At 66.5% G+C, this 20849-nt stretch carries 30 protein-coding genes and 1 tRNA gene; 1 reads left to right on the forward strand and 30 read right to left on the reverse strand.

Annotated features, from left to right (window positions below):
- Positions 1 to 38 precede the first annotated feature (38 nt).
- The 22 genes from FHX72_RS04500 to FHX72_RS04605 form a co-directional block, all read right to left on the reverse strand.
- Complete coding sequence (locus FHX72_RS04500; RefSeq protein WP_183623240.1) at positions 39 to 875, reverse strand: helix-turn-helix domain-containing protein; 837 nt, start codon at positions 873 to 875, stop codon at positions 39 to 41.
- Positions 868 to 1071 carry a hypothetical protein gene (locus FHX72_RS04505; RefSeq protein WP_183623242.1) on the reverse strand — a complete coding sequence of 68 codons (204 nt, stop codon included), beginning with the start codon at positions 1069 to 1071 and terminating at the stop codon, positions 868 to 870. Before FHX72_RS04505 ends, FHX72_RS04500 begins: the two co-directional genes overlap by 8 nt.
- Positions 1064 to 2050, reverse strand: a complete 987-nt coding sequence (locus FHX72_RS04510) for a hypothetical protein (protein WP_183623244.1) — start codon at positions 2048 to 2050, stop codon at positions 1064 to 1066. The genes FHX72_RS04505 and FHX72_RS04510 overlap by 8 nt, the downstream gene beginning before the upstream one ends.
- Complete coding sequence (locus tag FHX72_RS04515) at positions 2043 to 2423, reverse strand: hypothetical protein (protein ID WP_183623246.1); 381 nt, start codon at positions 2421 to 2423, stop codon at positions 2043 to 2045. The genes FHX72_RS04510 and FHX72_RS04515 overlap by 8 nt, the downstream gene beginning before the upstream one ends.
- Before the next feature lie 211 nt (positions 2424 to 2634).
- Positions 2635 to 3147 (reverse strand): single-stranded DNA-binding protein, encoded by a 513-nt coding sequence (locus FHX72_RS04520; RefSeq protein WP_183623248.1) that lies wholly within the window; start codon positions 3145 to 3147, stop codon positions 2635 to 2637.
- A complete protein-coding gene (locus FHX72_RS04525; RefSeq protein ID WP_183623250.1) occupies positions 3147 to 3446 on the reverse strand; it encodes a hypothetical protein in 300 nt (99 codons plus the stop codon). The genes FHX72_RS04520 and FHX72_RS04525 overlap by 1 nt, the downstream gene beginning before the upstream one ends.
- On the reverse strand, positions 3439 to 3702 hold the full coding sequence (locus FHX72_RS04530) for a hypothetical protein (RefSeq protein ID WP_183623252.1): 264 nt from the start codon (positions 3700 to 3702) through the stop codon (positions 3439 to 3441). Before FHX72_RS04530 ends, FHX72_RS04525 begins: the two co-directional genes overlap by 8 nt.
- On the reverse strand, positions 3695 to 4099 hold the full coding sequence (locus FHX72_RS04535; protein ID WP_183623254.1) for a hypothetical protein: 405 nt from the start codon (positions 4097 to 4099) through the stop codon (positions 3695 to 3697). The genes FHX72_RS04530 and FHX72_RS04535 overlap by 8 nt, the downstream gene beginning before the upstream one ends.
- Positions 4092 to 4946 (reverse strand): hypothetical protein, encoded by an 855-nt coding sequence (locus tag FHX72_RS04540; RefSeq protein WP_183623256.1) that lies wholly within the window; start codon positions 4944 to 4946, stop codon positions 4092 to 4094. Before FHX72_RS04540 ends, FHX72_RS04535 begins: the two co-directional genes overlap by 8 nt.
- Positions 4943 to 5572, reverse strand: coding sequence for a hypothetical protein (locus FHX72_RS04545; protein WP_183623258.1), 630 nt, complete (start codon positions 5570 to 5572; stop codon positions 4943 to 4945). The genes FHX72_RS04540 and FHX72_RS04545 overlap by 4 nt, the downstream gene beginning before the upstream one ends.
- Positions 5569 to 5766 (reverse strand): hypothetical protein, encoded by a 198-nt coding sequence (locus FHX72_RS04550; RefSeq protein WP_183623260.1) that lies wholly within the window; start codon positions 5764 to 5766, stop codon positions 5569 to 5571. Before FHX72_RS04550 ends, FHX72_RS04545 begins: the two co-directional genes overlap by 4 nt.
- Entirely contained in the window at positions 5763 to 6287 is a 525-nt protein-coding gene (locus FHX72_RS04555) for a hypothetical protein (RefSeq protein ID WP_183623267.1), read from the reverse strand. Before FHX72_RS04555 ends, FHX72_RS04550 begins: the two co-directional genes overlap by 4 nt.
- Positions 6280 to 6489 carry a hypothetical protein gene (locus FHX72_RS04560; protein ID WP_183623269.1) on the reverse strand — a complete coding sequence of 70 codons (210 nt, stop codon included), beginning with the start codon at positions 6487 to 6489 and terminating at the stop codon, positions 6280 to 6282. The genes FHX72_RS04555 and FHX72_RS04560 overlap by 8 nt, the downstream gene beginning before the upstream one ends.
- On the reverse strand, positions 6486 to 7946 hold the full coding sequence (locus tag FHX72_RS04565; protein ID WP_183623271.1) for a ParB/RepB/Spo0J family partition protein: 1461 nt from the start codon (positions 7944 to 7946) through the stop codon (positions 6486 to 6488). The genes FHX72_RS04560 and FHX72_RS04565 overlap by 4 nt, the downstream gene beginning before the upstream one ends.
- Complete coding sequence (locus tag FHX72_RS04570) at positions 7943 to 8497, reverse strand: helix-turn-helix domain-containing protein (RefSeq protein ID WP_183623273.1); 555 nt, start codon at positions 8495 to 8497, stop codon at positions 7943 to 7945. Before FHX72_RS04570 ends, FHX72_RS04565 begins: the two co-directional genes overlap by 4 nt.
- Positions 8481 to 9101 carry a hypothetical protein gene (locus FHX72_RS04575; RefSeq protein ID WP_183623275.1) on the reverse strand — a complete coding sequence of 207 codons (621 nt, stop codon included), beginning with the start codon at positions 9099 to 9101 and terminating at the stop codon, positions 8481 to 8483. The genes FHX72_RS04570 and FHX72_RS04575 overlap by 17 nt, the downstream gene beginning before the upstream one ends.
- Positions 9102 to 9439: 338 nt before the next feature.
- Positions 9440 to 9793, reverse strand: a complete 354-nt coding sequence (locus FHX72_RS04580) for a hypothetical protein (protein WP_183623277.1) — start codon at positions 9791 to 9793, stop codon at positions 9440 to 9442.
- Complete coding sequence (locus tag FHX72_RS04585) at positions 9790 to 10200, reverse strand: hypothetical protein (protein ID WP_183623279.1); 411 nt, start codon at positions 10198 to 10200, stop codon at positions 9790 to 9792. The genes FHX72_RS04580 and FHX72_RS04585 overlap by 4 nt, the downstream gene beginning before the upstream one ends.
- Entirely contained in the window at positions 10197 to 10406 is a 210-nt protein-coding gene (locus FHX72_RS04590; RefSeq protein ID WP_183623281.1) for a hypothetical protein, read from the reverse strand. Before FHX72_RS04590 ends, FHX72_RS04585 begins: the two co-directional genes overlap by 4 nt.
- Complete coding sequence (locus tag FHX72_RS04595; protein WP_183623283.1) at positions 10403 to 10684, reverse strand: hypothetical protein; 282 nt, start codon at positions 10682 to 10684, stop codon at positions 10403 to 10405. Before FHX72_RS04595 ends, FHX72_RS04590 begins: the two co-directional genes overlap by 4 nt.
- Positions 10685 to 10769: 85 nt before the next feature.
- Positions 10770 to 11060, reverse strand: a complete 291-nt coding sequence (locus FHX72_RS04600; RefSeq protein WP_183623285.1) for a hypothetical protein — start codon at positions 11058 to 11060, stop codon at positions 10770 to 10772.
- Positions 11061 to 11124: 64 nt separating this feature from the next.
- Positions 11125 to 11343 (reverse strand): helix-turn-helix domain-containing protein, encoded by a 219-nt coding sequence (locus FHX72_RS04605; protein ID WP_183623287.1) that lies wholly within the window; start codon positions 11341 to 11343, stop codon positions 11125 to 11127.
- A 193-nt stretch (positions 11344 to 11536) separates the two neighbouring features.
- Here FHX72_RS04605 and FHX72_RS19890 point away from each other — a divergent pair, with 193 nt between their 5' ends.
- Positions 11537 to 11731, forward strand: a complete 195-nt coding sequence (locus tag FHX72_RS19890) for a helix-turn-helix domain-containing protein (protein ID WP_420892892.1) — start codon at positions 11537 to 11539, stop codon at positions 11729 to 11731.
- Here FHX72_RS19890 and FHX72_RS04615 read toward each other — a convergent pair.
- The 8 genes from FHX72_RS04615 to FHX72_RS04650 form a co-directional block, all read right to left on the reverse strand.
- Positions 11693 to 11765: transfer RNA gene (locus tag FHX72_RS04615), tRNA-Asn, on the reverse strand. The two genes, FHX72_RS19890 and FHX72_RS04615, sit on opposite strands and share 39 nt — an antisense overlap.
- Before the next feature lie 97 nt (positions 11766 to 11862).
- Positions 11863 to 12870 carry an NAD(P)-dependent oxidoreductase gene (locus FHX72_RS04620; RefSeq protein ID WP_183623290.1) on the reverse strand — a complete coding sequence of 336 codons (1008 nt, stop codon included), beginning with the start codon at positions 12868 to 12870 and terminating at the stop codon, positions 11863 to 11865.
- 6 nt (positions 12871 to 12876) lie between these two features.
- Positions 12877 to 13884: an ATP-binding cassette domain-containing protein gene (locus FHX72_RS04625; RefSeq protein WP_183623297.1), complete on the reverse strand. Its 1008-nt coding sequence runs from the start codon at positions 13882 to 13884 to the stop codon at positions 12877 to 12879.
- 83 nt (positions 13885 to 13967) lie between these two features.
- Positions 13968 to 15950, reverse strand: coding sequence for a DNA primase (dnaG, locus tag FHX72_RS04630; RefSeq protein ID WP_183623299.1), 1983 nt, complete (start codon positions 15948 to 15950; stop codon positions 13968 to 13970).
- A complete protein-coding gene (locus FHX72_RS04635) occupies positions 15941 to 17239 on the reverse strand; it encodes a deoxyguanosinetriphosphate triphosphohydrolase (RefSeq protein ID WP_282859630.1) in 1299 nt (432 codons plus the stop codon). Before FHX72_RS04635 ends, dnaG begins: the two co-directional genes overlap by 10 nt.
- Before the next feature lie 2 nt (positions 17240 to 17241).
- Positions 17242 to 18396, reverse strand: coding sequence for a tRNA dihydrouridine synthase DusB (gene dusB / locus FHX72_RS04640; RefSeq protein WP_068480359.1), 1155 nt, complete (start codon positions 18394 to 18396; stop codon positions 17242 to 17244).
- 79 nt (positions 18397 to 18475) lie between these two features.
- Positions 18476 to 19081, reverse strand: coding sequence for a DUF4352 domain-containing protein (locus tag FHX72_RS04645; RefSeq protein WP_183623301.1), 606 nt, complete (start codon positions 19079 to 19081; stop codon positions 18476 to 18478).
- 13 nt (positions 19082 to 19094) lie between these two features.
- Complete coding sequence (locus FHX72_RS04650) at positions 19095 to 20474, reverse strand: glycine--tRNA ligase (protein ID WP_068480353.1); 1380 nt, start codon at positions 20472 to 20474, stop codon at positions 19095 to 19097.
- Positions 20475 to 20849 lie beyond the last annotated feature (375 nt).

Below are 20849 nucleotides of genomic sequence, written 5' to 3' on the forward strand. Positions count from 1 at the left end.
AATGGGTACAGAACTATCCTGCGGACAGCATACCGTTTTTAGGCGGGCAAGGGTGCGTTTCCGATGCCGAGTTTCATGCGAGCCTCGGCGAGGCGTTGAACCTCCCTGGCCGCGCCGAGCTCCACCTGCTTGCCCCTGCCAAGCGGGCGGGCCGTGAGCTGCTCGGACGCGACCCATCGACGCACCGTCGTCACGTCCACGCCGAGCACCTTGGCCGCCTCAGCCAGCGACACCCACCGTTCCACGACGACCGTCTTCCGGCACGACTTGCACAGAGCCGTGACCGAGTCGAGATCCGCCCACACATCACGCTCCCCGCACGTCGGGCACTCCCGAGGTTTCGCCGGCACCGGGGCGCGCTCGTCGAGGGGCCACATCGCCAACGGCCGCAACAGGTGCGCGTCGGCGGACTCCACGAACTCCCGAGCCTCGTACTGCCCCCAGGCCTTCGGGTCGCCCATGCTGACCTCGAGGATGCTCCACTGTGCCTCGATGCGATGCACCAGGGTCTGCGCCCACACCAGCAGCACGTCCCCGCCATCCGGGGTGCCCTTCACCCCGCGAGGGCCCAGCACCTTCCCCGAATCAGCACGACGCACCATGTGCTCCACCGACGTCAACCCCGGGCGCTGCCACTTCTCGGCCAGCACCCACAGCCACGCGAACGTCGCATCGATCTGGTCCATCGGAGCGATCCGGCCAGGCGTCGACTGCACATCACGAGCCACCGGCTGACCGTCCTCGAAGCGACCCTTGATCACCAGATGCGCGAGGTGCTGCAACAGGTCAGGAGCCTGCGACAGAGCGTGACGCACCGGCGCCAGATCGATACGCTCCGGAGCACCAAACGCCCCACCCACTTCGACTTCAGCCACGCCGAGCCCTCCTCGCTTCTCGTTCCCGCTTGCGCCGCGTGGCGCGATTCGGTCGATACGGGGCCGACGGAGCCTCGTAGTGCCACGGCTCCGCAGCCACCTCGAAGCCACCGTCGACGACCGGCATCTCGGCCCACTCCGTCGAAGCAGTGAGCGGAGTCCCCGCCGGCGCGGCCATCACCTTGACGTCATCCACGGGACACCTCCCGAGCGGCTTCGAGAGCAGCGCGAGCCGCGCCCAGCCAGTAGTTGTGCCACTCAAACGGCGCATCCGGCGTGTGAGGGTTCGGCCTCGACCAGCGCCAGTCATTCATGTCCGGCTCTTCGCGGGCGAACAGGACACGTGCCGCCGCCTCGACCTCCACGTCGGTGACCTCGCGGGCCTCGGGAGCGGGAAGTCGCCGCTCTGGCAGTTCCTCTTCCCCGACGCAATCGACGCGCCTGAACGCGACCCAGCACCCTTCCACAGGATCGGCCCAGTAGATGTGCGCTCCATCGTCGTCAATGCGCAACGCTGGCCCAGCCTCCTCGCGGGCCTCGGGTTCGAGAGCGAGCACGGCGTCGATCCACTCGACGTGTCGAGGCGTGACCGGAAAGGCCACTGTAAGCTTCCGGTCCTCGATACACTCCTCGGCCTCGCACCATGCGATGCGGGCCAGGGTCGGGGTGTCCGGGACGCTAAGGAGCACCATGCCCCGGTGGGTGACTGCCCCGCCTCCACAGGCGATGCAGTGGCCCCAGCCCCACGACTCGGAGTCAATGATCGGTACGGCGTCCCGGTCGGGTCGCTTCGCGCGCTCGTCGGCAAGGGCTTGCTCGGCAGACTCAGCATGAGGCCGAAGCCCCGCGAGCAGCTCAAACACCAACTCCCAGTCACCTTCACCATCGCCGTTGAGTAGGTCTGGCCTGTTGACTGCCTCCTGTATCGCCCGCCCTGAGCGTTCGAGATGGGTCCCCAGTGTCTTCGCGGATCGGCGCAACATCGCGACTTCCGCGTCAAACTTCGCGCGCTCGTCGGCCCTGACCCGGTTGTCACGTTCTGCGAGCGCCTGGTCAATCCACTCGTCCATTGCGGCTTCGCCGTCGATCCCGAACTCGTGCGCATAAGCTTCGAGCGACCCCTTGACGCGCTCCCTCAGTCGCGTCTCGGTCGGCGTGTACTCCTGCTCAGGCATTGGCGTCTCCTTCGTGTGTGCCGTCCGGGCCTGTGCAGGCCTCGGCGATGTACCCGTGCGGGCAGGTGTTCCACAGGGCGTCGTTCCGCAACGGCATCGGCGGGGCCACCATCGGAGCATGCGAGGCGGGAACGAGCGCGTAGTCGTCGCGCTTCTGCGAGGCGAAGGCCCCAGCGATGACCTCGACGAAGCTCTCGAAGACAGCGAACGCCGTGTCGACCAGCTGCCCGAGGAGCGTGCAGAACCCGACAAACGGATCACCGTTGCCCTCACGAGCGAGGAGCCGCCACGCCCGGCGCTTGCGGCGGCGGCCCGCCCGATCGTTCATCAGCGGGAAGTTCTCGGGCGTCCGCGCCTTCTGTCCTCTGCTCATGCCCTCTGCTCCTGTAGTTGCGTCGCTTCCGCCATGAGGGCAGAAAGGTTCTCTCTCGCGGTCGGTTCCGGCGGTGCCGCATGGCACCTGCACTGGGCCGGGTCGACGGGCTGACACGAGCCGTGCGGGCCTCGCCAGCAGCAGCGGCGACCACACGCGCCCTGCTTCGTCTCGCGCGCCTGCGGTTCAGGCGCCCACATCGGGGCGCCCATCAGAACGGGGGCTCGTCGAAGTCGTTGAACGTGGGCTGCTCCGAAGTCGTGGATGCGGCCGGCGGCTGCTGGTCCGGCTGATACCAGCCCCGCTGCTGCTCGCCCTGCCCGCTCGACGCCGTGCCCGAGGTCTGCCCCTTGCCCTGGCCGCTCGTCCTCGTGAGCTGTGCTGTGGCGTACCGAAGCGATGGCCCGATCTCCTCGATCTCGAGCTCCGTCGACGTGCGCTTCTCACCCGACTCGGTCTCGTAGCGGCGCATCTTCAGACGGCCCTGCACGATGACCCGAGACCCCTTCGAGAGCGACGAGGCGACGTGCTCCGCGAACTCCCTCCACACCGAGCAGCGCAGGAACAGCGGGTCGCCGTCCTTCCACTCGTTCGCCTGCCGGTCGAAGACGCGAGGCGTCGACGCGACCGTGAAGTTCGCCACCGCCAGACCGTTCTGCGTGTAGCGCAGCTCCGGGTCGGCGGTCAGATTCCCGACGACAGTGATAACCGTGTCCCCAGCCATCAGCTGACCGCCTCAACGGTGGGAATCTCTACGGCCACCCAGCCACCGCGAGCGCGGGGCGAGCCTCCAACGGTGTCTGCGAGGGATGCCAGGAAGTCTCGGGCGGCCAAGTACTGCACCGCCGGCGGCGGCGTCACCTGCAGGGCCAACTCCACGACCGCCGCAAACTCCCCCTCAGGCAACTCCGGATAGTCCTCCCACAACACAGCACCCACCTGCTGAGCGCTCGCGGTGAGATCCGCGAGCATCTGCGCTGCTACCACCTGACGGGCGTACTTCACCCTCTCCGGCTCAGGCATCATCGCCTCCGAGCTCGAGCACGACGAGAAGACCCGTCTCCCGACTCCGGTGAGCTGCGGCGACGTGGCGCGGCACGGTCGGGTCGTACGGCTCCCACAGCCCTTCGCGGTCGCTTGGCCCGCACAGCCCGCCCGCGTCGTCCTCGCCTATGAGCGAGGTGTCAGGACCCGTCTCGATTTCCCATTCCTCGCGGCCGTTCAAGATGAACTCCGCCAGATCGTCCACGCTCGGCGCGATCGCCTCCTGCTCAGGCATTAAGCACCTCCTCCTCGTGCGCGCGGAACAGCGCCATAGCTTCGACCTTCGTGGGTGCCGCGAACGTCAGCGGGCACCACTCGCACTGCACGACATACAAGCGGCCAGGCAGCGTGTGCGACGTCCCGCTGTCCCCGATCGCGTACTGGTGCCACTGCGCGTCGGTGAACTCGTCTCCGTCAGGGCGAGACCTCGACCCCGTGTTGCGCGCACCCCCGGCGAACACCACCGAACGATCCTGACCCCGCGACGCCTCGACCGCCTCGACCGCCGACGACAGGAACTGCGCCATGATCGCCACCGCTTCCTCGACACCCCAACCCGCCTTCGACACCAGCGCATCGAGGATGAACTCGCGAGGCGTCTCCGCGTAGTCGCCGAACGCCGCCTCAGCCACGGTCATCACCACCCGCGAGCGCGAGAGGCTCTGTGCAGGCTTCGCACTCTTCCTCTGGCCCCTTGATCATCGTGACGATGCCGTTGCCGGCGGAGTAGCCCGACGAGCTCACGTGCTTGTGGTCCTGCGGAGTCGGGCCGCACGGGTACGGCTTGATGTGTTCGGGCTCGACGCCGTAAAGCACGGCACGGTCGTAGAGGAGCTCGCCGGACGGCTCTTCGTTCATCTGCGACGCCCACGCCCACGCCTCATCGCCCGACATGCCCTGCAGCAGAGCATCAGCCACGAACGCGAGCATGCGAGCCTCAATGAGCTGATGCACCCGATCGTTGTACTCCGCCATCGTCGCCAGCTTCCAGCCCGTGTCCCACGTATCCAAGCCGACCGCCCTCGACAGCAGGTACGGCGCCTCAACGGACAGCGGACGCACCTCGTGCTCGCCGCCATGCGGGTACAGCTCGTGAGCGAAACGACGACGAGTGCGGCGAGCCGCCGGCAGCAGGTCCGGGCGGCCCTCGTGCTTGATGCGAGGAACCCCGAAAGCGACACCCACCGACACCGCCGTCGAGGACTCCGCCTCCCGCTCCGCGTGACGCACGATGCCATCACCGCTCGGAGACGTCTCGAAGTACCAGCCCCAGCCAGGCTGCGTCGTCACCTCGAGGACCTCACGCACGACGTCAGCGATCATCACGTCATCCACACCGAGATCCAGAGCCCACCTGATCACAGCCTCACGAGCCAGCCGCACATCCATCGTGCCCAGCACCAGCCACGCGCCGCCGTCCTCCCCCAGTTCGTGCACCGTGATGCCCAGCTGAGCGTTCGTCACCTGCTTCTTCGTCATCGTCCCTCTCCCGTCTCCAACAGCTCGGCACCAAACCGGCGACCGAGCGCCACACGAACCGGCAACAACCACCACCGCGAGCGCAGCAGAGACCTGACCTGGATGAGCGCGAACCGGCGCCCGTCTGCGCGAGCCGGCGCGATCGAGGCGCGAGCCTCCGCCAAATCGCCCTGCAGCAACGCGATCTCGACGTTCGCGTCCATCACGGAGGTGCGGAACTCCCACCGCTCAGCCCGGACCTCCTCCAAGAGCGACGCCCGCACGTAGTGCACGAGCTCCCCCATCTCGCGCACCTCAGCGTTCGACAGGGACGTCCCCACCGTGTCGATCGCCCGCCACCCCGTCGACGTACGCTCGACCACCTCGTGATCCGGGTCCTCAGTCGTGTAGTAGCCCAGCGCCGCCGGCAGCGGAGCGTGCACCCGATAGATCCACGAGTCAGCGAGAGCCGAGAGCGGCACCGGAAATCGATCCGGACCGATACTCACGACGAGCTCACCCTGATGACGGGCAACCTCACCGCGATCCGCGCGCGGACCCGGCTTCATCCCCCGCATCACGACGGCGACAGTCCACCCCTCGAACAATGTGTCGAGGTCGACGCGCTCGAACTCCTCCCCGTTCACCGCTTCACCGCCCTACGGCCAGCACGAGCCGCGTGCAACGTGTCCAGAGCGCCACGCGACACCTTGTCAATCGCCGCACCCAACACCCCAGGTGCACCACTGCCGTCGAGCGCAGCCGCCAGCGCCAGCAACTCGTCCTCAGTGAGCACCACCGCCGCCGAACCCTCCGGCACCTCCACCAGCGAATCACTCACGCCGACACCCCCAACACAGGCCACCCATTGCGCTCGTTCAACGCCGACGCACGAGCCAACGACGCATTCGCAGCCGCGACATCCTTCGCCGCCATCGGCACCCACCCATCCGGGAACACCAGCTCCACACGACGCACCTCATGCGCCCGGAACCAATCCCCCGACTCCGGCGTCACCAACGCACACACCACATCCGCGTTCCTCAAGCCATGAGCATCACGGAACGCAGCCGCGTGGAAACGAGTACCCAGGACCAGGAACACCGGGAGCACCGGACGAAACAGATAGCCGAGATTCGCTGGCCGCGGGTGATGCGCCAACGTCGACTGCGACAACGCCACAAAGCGCTCCCCTGCTTCGCGCACCTCCGCGAGCGCCTCGAACTCCGCATCGTTGCTGTCACCCTCAGCGGCGCGCTCAGACCTCGCTATAGCGCTCTGGAAGTCCGCGAGCGCGGAAGCCAGATCAGTCGACACCACCGCGACATCGGGGGTGCGCGTTGGATAGACGTTCTCAGTCATCGATCTCTCCTCGGGTGATGGTCTTGGCCAGGTGCATGAGCCGCGGCTTAGGCGCGCGACCGTTCGTGAGCTCGTGCTCGCCCTGGCGAAGCTCCGCGAGCGTGAAGTCGCGAGCAGCCTTCAAGACAGGGTTGATGGGATGGGTCGCCGTGACGACGTTGGAAGCCGCTTGGACCAGTTGCAGGTGCGTCGGCGATGTCATGCCGACTGCTCCTCTGGCTCGTCGTCGGCAACCTCTGCGGCTTCGAGAGCAGCAAGTTCAGCCGCACGCTCAGCCGCCGCGACGGCTGCAGCTGCCGCGCGTTCGACACGAGCTGTCTCCACCTCCGACAGCGAGTAACCCCACGCCTGCAGCAGCTGCAAGTACTCCGCCCCCTCCGACGTCGCGCCATGCTGAGCCTGGTGCGCCTGCCCCATGTACTCCTCAGCGGCAGCGAGGACCACCGCGAGCGCTACCTGCAGCGCCGACGCCGGCCGGGTGGTGATCAGCTTCGACAGGTGATCGTCGTCGTCCGGGTCGCGCATGTCCGGCACGGGAAGCTGCATGAGCACATGCGCGAGCTCGTTGTCGTACAGGGTCTGCTCGAGCGCGGAACGCGAGGCCGTGAGCCCCCGCGCGACAACCGTGACGGCATCCGTCGGAAGCTTCTTGCGCTGCAGGAACTCCGTCAGCCAAGCGCGACGGACCGTCGTCGCGGACTTCCAAGCCTCGAGCGCAGCCTCACGCTCCGCCTTCTCGGCTTCCTCCGCTGCCTTCCGCTCCGCCTTCTCTTCGGCGGACACTTCCGGGGCGCCCCAACGCTTGCGGAACCCCGCCGGGAGTGGCACGGGAAGGTAGAGCTCAGGGTGCGGGGCGGAGTTGTAACGACGTTGCATGTACACAGTGCGCTCTGGAACCTCCGCGAGGTTCGACTCGGTGACCGACTCCCCATCAGATGTGAGGACCGACCCGACCTGGATGAACTTGTCGTCGCGCCACCCTGGGTGCTCCTGCAGCACGTTCCAGCCGCGGGAAAGGTAGTCGGCGCGCAGCGACTCCACCGCCTCCTCGCGGGCACGCTGATCACGGAGCTCCTGCGCGACGTGGTCGAGACGAGCGGGGTTCGACTGCGCAGTCTCCACAAGACGCGCGAACGCCGCCGCGTCCGCCTCAAACTCCACCAGCGCGTCGGCCTGCTCGAGCGTTAGCTGGTGCTCGCGCGCCGCCGACGACGCCGCCGACGACTTACCCACCGCGAGCGCGGACTTCACGACAGCTGGCTTCTCGCCCGTGCGCTTCGTGATCTCCCGGAGGTTCATGCCCTCGAACGACAGCTGCTTGAAGGCCTCGACGCGCTCCGATGTCGTGAGCTCTTCCCGCTGGTCGTTCTCCACCAGCTGCTGCACGATGCGCTGCGTCGTAGCCTCGTCGGCAGTGACGATGTAGACCGGCATCGAGGTCAGTTCGGCCTCACGGGCAGCAAGGGTGCGGCGCTGACCGGCACGAACAACCACCGATCCGTCCTCCATGCGGTGCGCGAGCACCGGAGTGAGCACGCCGTTCTCCTTGACGCTTCGGATGAAGTCCGGAGTGAGCGGCGCCGATGGTCGGACGTTCTCCTCGAGGATCAGGGCGGTCGGTGCGACGTGCTCGAGCACGCCCTCAGGTGTTCCGGTCATGATCGTTTCCCTTCGTTGTGCCGGCGCTCCGCCGGCGTGGTCTTGTTTGCTGTCTTGTTCAAGTCGGTGCGGATGCGGACGACCGTGCGAGACGCGCACCCCAGGTGTTCCGCGATCTGTTCGGCGCTCCAGTCGCGCTCGGTGAGGAGGCGGACGCATTCACGGCGCTCGGCAGGCATGAGACGAACCGGGTCACCAGCGAGCGCCAATGCGATGGCGGCATGGTCAAGAGGCTTCGAGGTAGCGACCTCGGCGCGGAAGTGCGCGACAACGGCCGGCTCGACATGCACCCACTCAGAGATCTCTACGTCCGTGATCTTCGGCACTCGAAGCAGGTGACGGATGTTGGACTCCTGCAGCGGCGACACCGTGAGCACAACAATTCGTTCAGCCACCGCATCCGGATCGACACCAGCCAACGCGGCACGAGCACCCTGGACGATGACCTGAGGCACCGAGAGGCCACGACCAGCACCGAGAGCAGCGAGCTTCGCCCAGGTGTCACCAGAGAACTTCACGTGGTGGTCAGCGGAGCTAGAACGCGGGGACATCTGAGAAGTCGTCATCGAAGGCATCAGCTGGCCCCTCCAGGTGCGAGTTGTCTTTCCCTGCGCGGCGGAGCAACTCCCATTGGCGGTTCTTCGAGCGAGCAGTGCCGCAATGCCTGCAGTCGTACTCGGCCCCAGCGGGGTGACGATGACAGAAGGGCTCTGGTGGGAGCCTCACGCTCTCGCGCTCCCGCCCGCTCGCGCTCCCGAACTCGACCCGCGCGCTCTCCCTCTCCCCTAAGCCACGATTCGCGACACGATTCGCGAATGAATTCGCGAACGAATTCGCGAACGGGGGCTCCGGGTACGTCGACGGATTGCGGCGATCCACCGTGCCCAACAGATCCGGGGCGATCTGGAACAACGAACGACCGTCCTCGTCCGCCCACAACAGCAGGAACCCGGACTCGGCGAGGTACAACATGACCTCCTCGATCCGCTCCGGCGACACGACGTCGTCGTCCGACAACATCTCCCGCTGCATCCGACGAGGCAGCACCTCCCCCCGCCCGTGATCGTCCGCCCACGCCATCAACGCGGTCGCGAAGAACCGCATCCCCATCGGCACCGCCGTCACCCGCGGATCGCGGAAGAATGACGGCTTCACCGTCCTCTGCCTCCGCATCTGCATATGCCTGCGTTCCCTTCAAGATCAAGTCGATAGCGCGATCAATCTGCCGAGCGGACACGCGAACGCACTCCGACCAGCCATGACCGCGAGGCATGTGCTCCCACGCGTCGAGGTTGTCGCGGAACGCCGGCTCGAAGACACGACGCAGCTCGGCAAGAGCAGCGGCCTCCCACGACGCCGGCGTGCGCCGGAACGCGAAGAGGATGCGCGCGCCGTGCTCCACGAGCTCACGGATGCGCGACCCGCTCGGCACCGCGCGGCCCACCTTCAGCACGCCCGACTCCGGCCACCACGCCACGTACGTCGTCCGAAGATCAGGCGCCGACATGACGCACCCGACCCGCCGCCGACAAAGCAGCGATCGCCAGCTGCTCATAGGCCTCTCGCACGGGGCCCGTCCAAGCGGCATCATGCTGGTCACGGTTCAAGTACGTCGAGCGGTTCGCGTCGTACATCGCCCGAGCCGCGCGGGTGATCTGCTCAGCAGAAGCCGGCAAGGCCTCCACGCCATCCTCAGCGAAGTCACCCGTCGCCCGGATCGCACTCGCCTGACCGTTCAACCAGGCGACGGCCTCCCACACCGTGTCGAGCTCCGTGTCCCCGAGACGCCAAGCGGCAAGCTCCAACGCCTCCGCCGCGGCCTCATGGTCAGTCTTCTGGTCGCTCATGCGGCGAGCCCCCACTTCTCGTACTCGACGCGGCCATAGACCGCATGCATCATGGCGAGCGCATCCTCCTCAGTGATTCGGATGCGCTCGAGGTCATCGAGGCGGAACCAGATGCCGACGTGCTCGTAGAACACCGGCACGTCCTGGCACCGACCCTGTTGCTGAACCCAGCGGCGAACCTTCCACCCATAGAGCAGTGCCTTCGTCTGCAGGTCGCGCTCGGTGCGGTCGTTGCACTCGAGGCAAAGCGTCAGCCCCTCATCCACGAGCGGCATGATCTTTGATCCGCCCATGCCCACCGCACCCCGATGCTGGAACGTCAGCAGCGTGTGCGTGCCGCACGAGGCGCACTGGTTGCCGTCACGGAAGTAGACCTCCGTGCGAACATCCGACGTCGGCGCGATCACTTGCCCGCCACCTTGGCCTGCGCGTTGCGGTCGACCGACTCGGCCTTGAGGATGCGCTTCCACGCGTCCTGCTGCAGGGCCAGCTCCTCCGCGGACGGAAACCCGTCACGAGGGCGACCCTGCTTCGCGAGCGCCTGGATCTCATCCCGCGTGAAGAACACCGCTACCTGATCTGCGGCCGCGCGCGGCTCGGCTGCCTTCGTCATGCCGTCACCCCCGCACCCATGCGAGCGAACGCCTCGCGGAGCACGTCCTCACGCGACGTGCCGAAGACGACCATGTCGGGAGCGACGCGAACCATCCAGATACCGGACGGCTCCTGTCTCGGCTCACCGAGCTCGAAGGTGGACCAGTCAACCAGGCGCACAGCCCGACGGCGCGCTGCTCGAGCACGCAAGAGCTGCACGGCGCGACGAGTGACGAGCACGAGCAGAGCCAGGAGACTCAGCTGCAGGAGCGCGTGCAGGATGCCGACGACGATCATGCGAGGCACCCCCGCACGAGATCCGAGGCGCGACGAACCAGCGTCCACGCAACGGCGTGCCGCTTCCGGCGACGGTCGAGCTCGATCACGAGGACACCTCCTCGTGAGCTTCAATCCACGCCGCGCGCGAAACGGCAGCCGCGTAGCAGGGGAGGCACGGCACGGCCGTCCCCGACGGATGCTCCGAGCAGAACCCCGGCGGGGGCGAGAGTCGGACCTGACCACCGACGAGCGGGCCCGCCGGCGCATCGCGGCGCACCGCGTCGAGCACCCAGACGAGCGGGATCAACACCGCGAGCGCGAGAGCACCTCCCGCGATGTTGCCGAGAACCGCCAGAACGGCGACACCTCGGCTATTCTGCTTCGAGAGAGACATTTTGCCTTGCCTTTCGTTCAGAGCCCTCGCGAGTACCAGTCGCGGGGGCTCACTTCTTTGTGAGCTAGACCCGCTGGGCCTCTACTGGGGATGCGTCGCTTGGCGTCAGGAGCGCCGCGACGTCGCGGCGCTTGAAGCGGCGGTGGCCAGTTGGGAGCTTGGATGCCTCGAGACGGCCGTCCTCGACGTAGCGGTCGAGCGTGCGGCGACTGATGTTGAGCACATCCATCGCTTCGGCGGCGGTCAGGTTTTCATCCGCCTCAACCTGTTGAGCTTTCGTCATACCGCAGGACGCTAACACACATCCACGTCATGCTGTGCCATTTTTCTCATACGCTTGCGCGGTTGTCATCGTTTGGCATACGATGGCACACATGTCGAACGTCGCCAGCATCTTCCCGGAACCTCAACCAGTTGACGAGAGTTCTAAGCCCGTCAACCGTCGAGTAGGTATGAACGCAAGCATCATCATGCGGATGCGGCGGATCACGCAGAAGCAGATGGCTGCTGCGCTCGGCGTGACTCAGGGCGCAATGAGCCGTCGCATCAACGGCACGACCGACTGGTCACCGGACGACATGGAAAAAGCCGCCCACCTTCTGAATGTGAAGGTGGCACGGCTTTTCGAAGAGCTCCCTGAGATGGACTCGAACCATCAACCTGCCGGTTAACAGCCGGCTGCTCTGCCAATTGAGCTATCAGGGATTGGCAACTCGAAGAGAATAGCAACACCTTCGCCCGAATGCGAAATCGAGTGGCTGGCGTGTCGCGCGACCTCCGAGATCGCCTCCCGGATGGGGGCTCAGTAACCCTTGATCGGGTCCGCAACGCCGACGAACCGGCCCGTTGAGACGAACGCCTCAACGTTGCGTCGCACGCGCTCCTGGAGCAGTGGCTGCACCATCTCAGGAGTGTCAGCCGTGTGCGGCGTGACGATGAGTCGGGGTGTAGTCCACAGTGGGTGCCCGTCTGGGAGGGGCTCGGGCGACGTGACGTCGATACCCGCCCCGGCAATCCAGGACTGCTCAAGAGCGACCTGCAGCGCCTCAGGGTCGACCAGCGGCCCCCTGGCGATATTCACGAGCACGGCAGACTCCTTCATGGCACGCAAGCGTGTCTCGTTGATGAGCCCCCGCGTTTTGTCCGTCGCCGCTGCAGCCAGCACGACGACGTCGGCTCCCGGGAGCACCTCGTCGAACTTGTCGGCCGTGACGGTTCGATCTGCTCCGTCTACAGGCTGATTGCTGGCCCGAACCACAGTCGTCGTCACGCGGAAGGGACGCAGCAGGTCGAGCAGTTCAAGAGCGATACCGCCCGCCCCGACGATCACGACGTGCCTGCCGTAGAGCGAGGTGCCGGAGCTCTTTTCCCAAGTGCGGGCGGCAAGGCGCCGCGGGAACTCGCGGAGCAGCGCGAGCGTCAGGGCCAACGCGTGTTCGGCAACTGGCTCGGCGTAAGCACCCTTGGCCGAGGTGAAGACCACTCCTCGTGCGGCGTACGGCCTGAGTTTGGCGGCGAAGTTGTCGATCCCAGCGAAAGGAAGTTGAACCCAGGTGACCTGCGGGTTCGCCTCAAGCGCGTCGATGAGACCTTGCACCTTGGATGCGGAGAGGTAGACGATACCGCGCGTCTGCGGCCCGAGGTCGACAATCTGACCGCCGCTCGACCGCACCGCGTCCTCGAAGGGCTGGGCATGGCTCGCCGGCAACAGGGTCACGCCGCCGGCTTCAGGCCGCGCCTCCCCCTGGAGCAGCGTCGATTCCTCCGCCAGTCTCGCCTGGTGCTGAACCTGCCCGCTACTCGCGCTCATCCGCTGCTACTCCTTCTCGCTGCCATCTTCGTCGGTGTGGAAGCGCGCGAACTCGGCGCGCTGGGAAACGAGCTGCTCGCGCGCCGAGCGTTCGGCGTCGGCGTCGAGCCGGTCAGGGTCGGGGTCGCCGAATAGCCCGTCGGCCACAAGATCCATGGCCGCGAGCGTCTCGCGCTCCACAAGGCCAGGCAGCGGCGTGAGCGCGTACTCGCGGGCCTCGCGCATCCGCTTCAGGTAGGCGTGGTGCGGATCTGCGAGCACCTCGTCGATCGTGCCGCGCGCGAGCACGAAACCGCGGTCGAGCACCAGCACGTTCTTCGTGAGGCGCTCGATGGCGCGAAGGTCGTGGCTCAACAGGATCATGGTGCAGTTGCGCGCGACGTTGATGCGCTCGAGCAGGCTGAACAGAGCGGGTCTCGCGATGATGTCGACGCCTTGGGCAGGCTCGTCGACAACGAGGACGCTCGGTTCGACGATGAGCGCCTGGGCGAAGGCGACGCGCTGGCGCTGACCGCGGGAGAGCTCGAACGGGAACTTCCCGAGCATGCCGAGCTCCAAGTCGACGGCGTCGATGAGCATCGCGGCGGCCCGCCCGAGTCGCTTCCTGTCGAACGTGCGGTCACGCGACAGGATCGGCTCAGCGATGTTCTCTGCGACCGTCAGGTCGTTGCGGAGCTGGTCGCCCGAATCCTGAGCGAGGTAGCCGATGTCCAGGTCGATGCGACGGCGGTCGAGACGAGACGGGTGGCGCAGGTCCATGCCGACCACTTCGAGCGTGCCGCCCGTGATGAACGGCCACTCCCCTTTGCCTGGCCTGCGGCGACCGGAGAGGATGCGCCCGAGCGCAGACTTGCCCGACCCAGCGGTGCCGACAACCCCGAGGATCTCACCAGGCTCCAGCTCGAACGAGATGCCGCTCACTGCCTCGTGCTTGCGATTCGACCCGTGCTCGATGTAGGAGATCGACAGGTCGTCGGCGACGACGGCCCGCTGATGATCTGCACTGGTTGCCATGCCTGGTCTCCCCTTTTGTTCTTCGAGCCCACCGAATTGCTCGCGAAGTTCATCCTCCGCAGTTCCGAGCCCACCGTGCGAGCCTAGCCTTCGCGCAGCTCGCGCTTCTGATTCTCGATGGACATGAGCTGCTCGTTGAGCGAGCGGAACCGGTCGGGCTCCGTCCTCCCGTCAGTGCGCTGCAGCGCTCCGAGCAGCTCAGCCTTCCTGCGCAGCAGGTCACGCTCGACCAGCGAGGCGCTCAGCGAGCGCACGTAGAGATCGATCTGCTCGTCCTTGTTGCCCGCGGGAATCGACGCCATCGCCAGCTCAGTGACGAGCGTCGTGAACGCCTGCGGGACCTCCTCACCGATGCGGGTGAGCCACTCCATCGAGCCAAGAGAGTCGCGGGTCGCGACGATCCCGTCACGCACCGTCGAAAGGGAGGCGTTCGTGAAGCCGGCTGCCATGACCTGTTGGAAGCGCTCATCCGAGAGGCGACGAGGATGCTGCAGGACGGCCATGAGCGTGTCTCGTTCGAGCCGTGTGACCGGGTCGTTCGGCAAATCGCTCATGCGAACCGCGCGCACGGCCCCACCGCCGAAATCGCTGGTGTCTGGCGGGAAGTCGTAGCCCTCGCCGTCCGGGAACGGCGGCTCCTCCTCGAAGTGTCCGCGCGCGGGCGCCTGTCCCGCGGGCACACGGGAACGCTGATCAAGGACTCGTGCCTGAGGACGCCTCTCCGACTGACGCCGAGGCGCGTTCTTGCTCGTTCCACGAGCCGCACGCACGGCCTGCTCAACCTGCACAAGGTCGATGCCGAGCATCCCGGCGAGACGTCTCGAGTAGCCGGGTCGCATGGCTGGGTCGCGAATGCCGGCGACGACAGGCGCTGCCTGGCGGAGCGCCGCGACCCGCCCCTCGACCGTGTCAAGGTCGTGCCCGAGGAGCTGCTGGGAGATGACGAACTCGTACATCGGCGTGGGGTGGTCGATGAGGTCGCGCACCGCCGCGTCGCCGCGCGCAAGGCGCAGATCGCAGGGGTCGAGCCCGTCGCGGGCAACTGCAACGAAGGTCTGCGCAACGAAGCGCTGCTCTTCGGCGAACGCGCGCATCGCGGCCTTCTTGCCTGCCTCGTCAGGGTCGAAGGTGAAGATGACCTGCCCGCCAGCCGACTCGTCGTCCATGATGCGGCGCAGCACCTTGATGTGATCGACGCCGAACGAGGTGCCGCACGTCGCGACAGCAGTCTGCACCCCAGCCAAGTGGGCGGCCATGACATCCGTATAGCCCTCAACGACGACGACCTTGCGCTGCTTGGCGATCTCGCGCTTCGCGACGTCCAGCCCGTAGAGCACCTGGGCCTTGTGGTAGATCGGCGACTCGGGTGTGTTCAGGTACTTCGGCCCCTTGTCGTCGTCGTAGAGCTTCCTGGCACCGAACCCGATCGTCTGACCAGAAGTGTCGCGGATGGGCCACATCACGCGACCGCGGAACCGGTCGTAGCTCGACCCGCGCTCGTTCGTCGAGAGGAGACCGGACTCCTTGAGCTCCGGCATAGTGAAGCCCAACCCGGTGAGGTGCTTCGAAAGCGAGTCCCACCCTTGCGGGGCGTAGCCGACGCCGAACATCGCCGCGGCGTTCGGGTCGAAGCCCCGTCCACCGAGGAACTCCCGAGCTGCCTCCGCTCCTGGAGCCTGCAGCTGTTCGCGATAGTAGGTCTCCGCGGCGGTGTGCGCCTGGAGGAGCCTGAGGCGCTTCGAATGATCAGGGGCGTGCCCGCCGTCCTCGTACGTGAGCGCGAACCCGAGGCGACCGGCCAGCCGCTCGACGGCTTCCGAGAACGTGACGTGGTCGATCTTCTGCAGGAACGTGAACACGTCGCCCGATTCGCCGCAGCCGAAGCAGTGGTAGTAGCCCAGCTGCGGACGCACGTGGAAGCTCGGCGTGCGCTCGTCGTGGAACGGGCACAGCCCCTTCTTCGACCCGATCCCCGCGTTCTTGAGCGTGACGTGGTCGCTCACGATCTCAGAGATATCCGTGCGAGAGCGAACCTCTTCGATATCGCTCTTGCGGATCAGTGCCATGAAGCCACCCTAGACGGCACCTCCGACGCTGCAGCGAGCCGGTCGTGCCAGACGAGCGCCCCCTTGTCGGTGAGGTTGGCAACCTGGTCGACGACAACACGCTTGCGAGCGGTGTCGTCGTCCGCGGCACGGAAGTCTGCCGCGAATGCGGCGTCGAGGTGCTGGTCGCCTGTCTGCCAGAACATCTCGGAGAGCTCGACCAGGATCTTGCGCTGGTGCTCGTAGATGGGGCGTCTCGCGTCAAGCGACATAACGAAACCGGCAACGATGCCCTTCAGCAGGGCGATCTCGGCGCGAATCTCGCGCGGCACAACAAGAGAGGCGCGATAGCGGATAAGCGACTCACCCGGCTGCGCGGCCCAGGTCGCGGCCGTCGCGGCCTTGGCGAACCGTCCGATGAGCTGCGACGTGAGGTTCTTGAGGCCCGCCTGCGCGACCCGCGATCCGTCGTACTCCCGCATCCAGTAGGGCTGCAGCTGCAACCTGCTGAATGCCTCGTCGAGCTCGTCCTCCGAGAACTTCGAGCCCGACCAGTCGGCGGCGGCGTACAGGATAGCCGGCCTGTTTGCGAGGTCGTCGAGTTCAGGGAGCGACACGAAGGACTCCACGATGGCGTCCTCCAGGTCGTGCACGGAGTAGGCGATGTCGTCGCTCAGGTCCATGACCTGGGCTTCGATGCTCGTCTGTCCCTCTGGCGCCCCCTGCCGTACCCAGTCGAAGACCGGGCGGTCGTCGGCGTAGACGCCGAACTTGCCGGTGCCGCGCTCGGCGCCCACCTCGCGGGTCCACGGGTACTTGCAGCTCGCGTCGAGGCTCGCGCGGGTCAGATTGAGGCCGTAGTGCTGGCCATCAGGGCCGAAGACCTTCGGCTCGAGGCGGGCGACGATACGGAGCGTCTGCGCGTTGCCCTCGAACCCGCCGATGTCCTGCGCCCACTCGTTGAGCGCCTTCTCGCCGTTGTGCCCGAACGGCGGGTGGCCGAGGTCATGCGCGAGGCACGCCGTGTCCACGATGTCGGGGTCGAGCTCGAGCGTCCCGGCGATCTCGCGCCCAACCTGTGCGACCTCGAGTGAGTGCGTCAGGCGGTTTCGCGCAGCGTCAATACCCGCGGTCGGCGAAAGTACCTGCGTCTTGGCGGCTAGGCGGCGCAGCGCGCTGGAGTGGACAAGACGAGCTCGGTCGCGAGCGAAGGTCGAACGTCGCCGGTTCTCGTGGTGCTCAGGAAGGAACCGCTCCCGATCGTGGTCGCCGTACGGGCTGCGGTCGATCGGCTCGGGGGGAAGGACCACCCTCAGCCTCCCGAATGAGAAAGCTCAGCAGCGGCGATGTTCGCCTGCTGGTCCTCGTTGAGCTCACGCGACTCGAGCCAGCGATCTGGCAGCGCAGGCCGCTTGGGCGTGCCGGCGCGTCCTCGCGGGCCCTCCGCGTCGTGCCCGGGGTACGGCTGGTCGCGGTCGAGCTGCGCCAACAGCCCGTCGAGTTCTTCTAGGGTCGACATGAGCGCCAGTCCTGAGCGGACGTCGGAGCCTACCGGGTAGCCCTTCAAGTACCAGGCCATGTGCTTACGCATCTCGCGGCAGGCACGCGCCTCCTCCTCGTGGAACTCTGCGAGCAGCTCCGTGTGCCGACGAATCGCGTCCGCCACACCCCCGAGCGTGGGCTGGATGCGCGCGGAGTCGCCTCGGAACGCGGCCATGAGGTCGCCGAAGAGCCACGGACGCCCGAGGCAGCCACGACCGACCACAACGCCGTCGCATCCCGTCTGCTCCATCATCCGCAGGGCGTCCTCGCCGGCCCAGATGTCGCCGTTGCCCAGGACCGGGATGCTCGTGACCGTCTCCTTGAGCTTCCCGATTGCGTCCCAGTCTGCCTGCCCCGAGTAGAACTGCGAAGCGGTGCGCCCGTGAAGCGCAACGGCCGCAACGCCTGCACCCTCCGCGATCCGCCCGGCCTCGAGGTAGGTGAGGTGCTCATCGTCGATGCCCTTGCGCATCTTGATGGTCAGCGGAATGTCGCCCGCCGCCTCGGCAGCGCCCTCGACGATGGACCGGAAGAGCGAGGTCTTCCAGGGAAGAGCTGCCCCTCCCCCTCGCTTCGTGACCTTCGGCACAGGGCAGCCGAAGTTGAGGTCGATGTGATCTGCTCGGTCTTCCGCCACCAGCATCGTGACGGCTTCCCGCACGGTCTTCGGGTCGACGCCGTAGAGCTGGATGCTCCTGACGTCTTCCGATTCGTGGTGCTCGATAAGTCGCATCGTCACGGGGGTCCGCTCGACGAGCGCACGCGACGTGATCATCTCCGAGACGTAGAGGCCGGCACCGTACTCGCGGCAGAGACGCCGGAAGGCGGAGTTCGTGATTCCTGCCATGGGCGCGAGCACCACTGGAACGTCGAGAACCAGGGGGCCGATGCGCAGCGGCTTCGAGTCGAGTTCAGTCAAGGTCATAACCGACTAATTCTCGCAGGTCGAGGCGACTTTCGCACGCCAACCGCGGCGGGCTGGGGATGAGTCGCGCTAGGCCGGGTCAGATGGTGATCTCGAGCTGAGCCGTTGGCGTGAAGTGCAGCTCCATGGGCCCGGTGGCAGCCGCGGGCACATCGAAGACGAGATGGATGCGCGTGGCCGCATCACCAGCGAGCTGGGCCTGACTCGGCGGTCCGGCTGGCAGGTCAGTGCCGTAGGCCGTGAGTTGCTCGTGCGCGACCGTGGTCACGCCGTCGCCATCAAGCAGCTCGAAGACGCTCGGGGCGATCGCCAGCGGGGACCCGCTGCTGTTGTCGAGCAGGATTTCCATGACGCAGAACTGCCCGGATGCAGGCGCGCTACCCCCCTGCCAGTCGTGTCTCGGCAGTCCGCACTGCACCTCGCCGGCCGTCAGCTCCACGCCGTCGACCTCGACCGAGCCTCTTGCCCTCAGCTCGGTGTCAGGACCTCGCCATGACGGGGTCGCCTCGTCCGCACCGAGCGTGTCACCGCCTCGGTCAGTAGCCCGCGTTGACACCTGGACGTAGCCCAAAACGGCAAGCGCGACGCCTATCGAGGCGACGACAAGCATGCCGACCCGCCAGGAACGGCCCGCCCGCGAACTCGCGGGCGGGCGCTCAAGGCCGTCGTGCTTGCTCGGGCTCACGTCCGCGTTGCGATCAGGCTCCGAGGAGACGACCCGCGAGGTAGCCCTCGAGCTGGTCGAGCGCGACCCGCTCCTGCACCATCGAGTCACGCTCACGCACCGTCACTGCGTTGTCGTCGAGTGTGTCGAAGTCGACCGTGACGCAGAACGGCGTGCCGATCTCGTCCTGGCGACGGTACCGGCGGCCGATCTGGCCCGCATCGTCCACGTCGATGTTCCAGTGCTTGCGCAGCTTGTCGCCAAGCTCGCGTGCGACCGGGCTGAGGCGCTCGTCGCGGCTCAGAGGCAGCACGGCGACCTTGATGGGCGCAAGGCGCGGGTCGAGGCGAAGCACCGTGCGGATATCAACGCCGCCCTTCGCGTTCGGAGCCTCTTCCTCGACGTAGGAGTCGACGAGGAACGCCATCATGGAGCGCGTCAGGCCGAAGCTCGGCTCGATCACGAACGGCGTGTAGCGCTCGCCAGAGGCCTGGTCGAAGTAGTTGAGACCAGTGCCGGAAGCCGTCGAGTGCGACGTGAGGTCGTAGTCCGTTCGGTTCGCGACGCCCATCAGCTCGCCCCAACCGGTTCCCTTGAAGCCGAACTGGTACTCGAAGTCGATCGTGCCGGCCGAGTAGTGCGCGCGCTCCTCTTTGGGGACGTCGAAGCGACGCATGTTGTCCGGGTTGAGACCGAGATCGGTGAACCAGGTCCAGCACGCCTCGACCCAGTCCTCGAACCACTTCTGGGCCTCGTCTGGATGCACGAAGAACTCGATCTCCATCTGCTCGAACTCGCGAGTGCGGAAGATGAAGTTGCCTGGAGTGATCTCGTTGCGGAACGCCTTGCCGACCTGCCCGATGCCGAACGGCGGCTTCTTACGCGACGTCGTGAGGACGTTGTTGAAGTTCACGAAAATACCCTGAGCGGTCTCAGGGCGCATGTAGTGCAGGCCAGCCTCGTTGTCGACCGGACCGAGATAGGTCTTGACCAGGCCGGAGAACAGCTGCGGTTCGGTCCACTGACCCTTGGTGCCGCAGTCGGGGCACACGATCTCCGACATGCCCTCAGGAGCGCGGTTCTTCTTCGCCTCGAACGCCTCGATGAGGTGGTCCTGACGATGGCGCTTGTGGCAGCTGAGGCATTCGACCAGTGGGTCGGTAAAGGTCGCGACGTGGCCGGAGGCCTCCCAGACCGCCTTGGGCAGGATGATCGACGAGTCGAGCCCCACCATGTCGGCGCGTCCCCGGACGAACGTCTGCCACCACTGCTTCTTGATGTTCTCCTTGAGCTCAACACCGAGGGGGCCGTAGTCCCACGAGGCGCGGGTGCCTCCGTAGATCTCGCCCGCCTGGAAGACGAAGCCGCGTCGCTTCGCGAGAGCGATGACCTTATCGAGCGTGGATTGCACCATTAAGAAAAACTCCTGCTGAGGGTGTCGAAGGCGAACCCAGGGTCGTGCTCGCCGCAAGTCGCCAGTCTAGTCAGCCGTCGCCCTCGTGGCTGGCTCATGGCCGAAGGCGCGCCTGGCAAGTTATCCACAGAATCCGGACCGCGCCGCATCAGCGAGTACTCGATCTGCAACCATGACGCGAATCACCCCAACACTCGAATGACGTAGTCCCCCAGGACGTCGGTCATCCGAAGGACACTCAGTGACGCACCACTCAAGCCGAGACGCGAATCAGTCGCAGCAGCCAGGGCAACAACCGTCAACGCGTGGTGAGGACTGCACTCCTCCCGCTCCAGCTTCCGAACAGGCGCCGATGCCTGGCCCTTCGGCCCATCC

Origin of the sequence: Pseudoclavibacter helvolus (assembly GCF_014191305.1) — a bacterium.
In the GTDB taxonomy this organism is placed as follows: Bacteria; Actinomycetota; Actinomycetes; order Actinomycetales; family Microbacteriaceae; genus Pseudoclavibacter; species Pseudoclavibacter helvolus.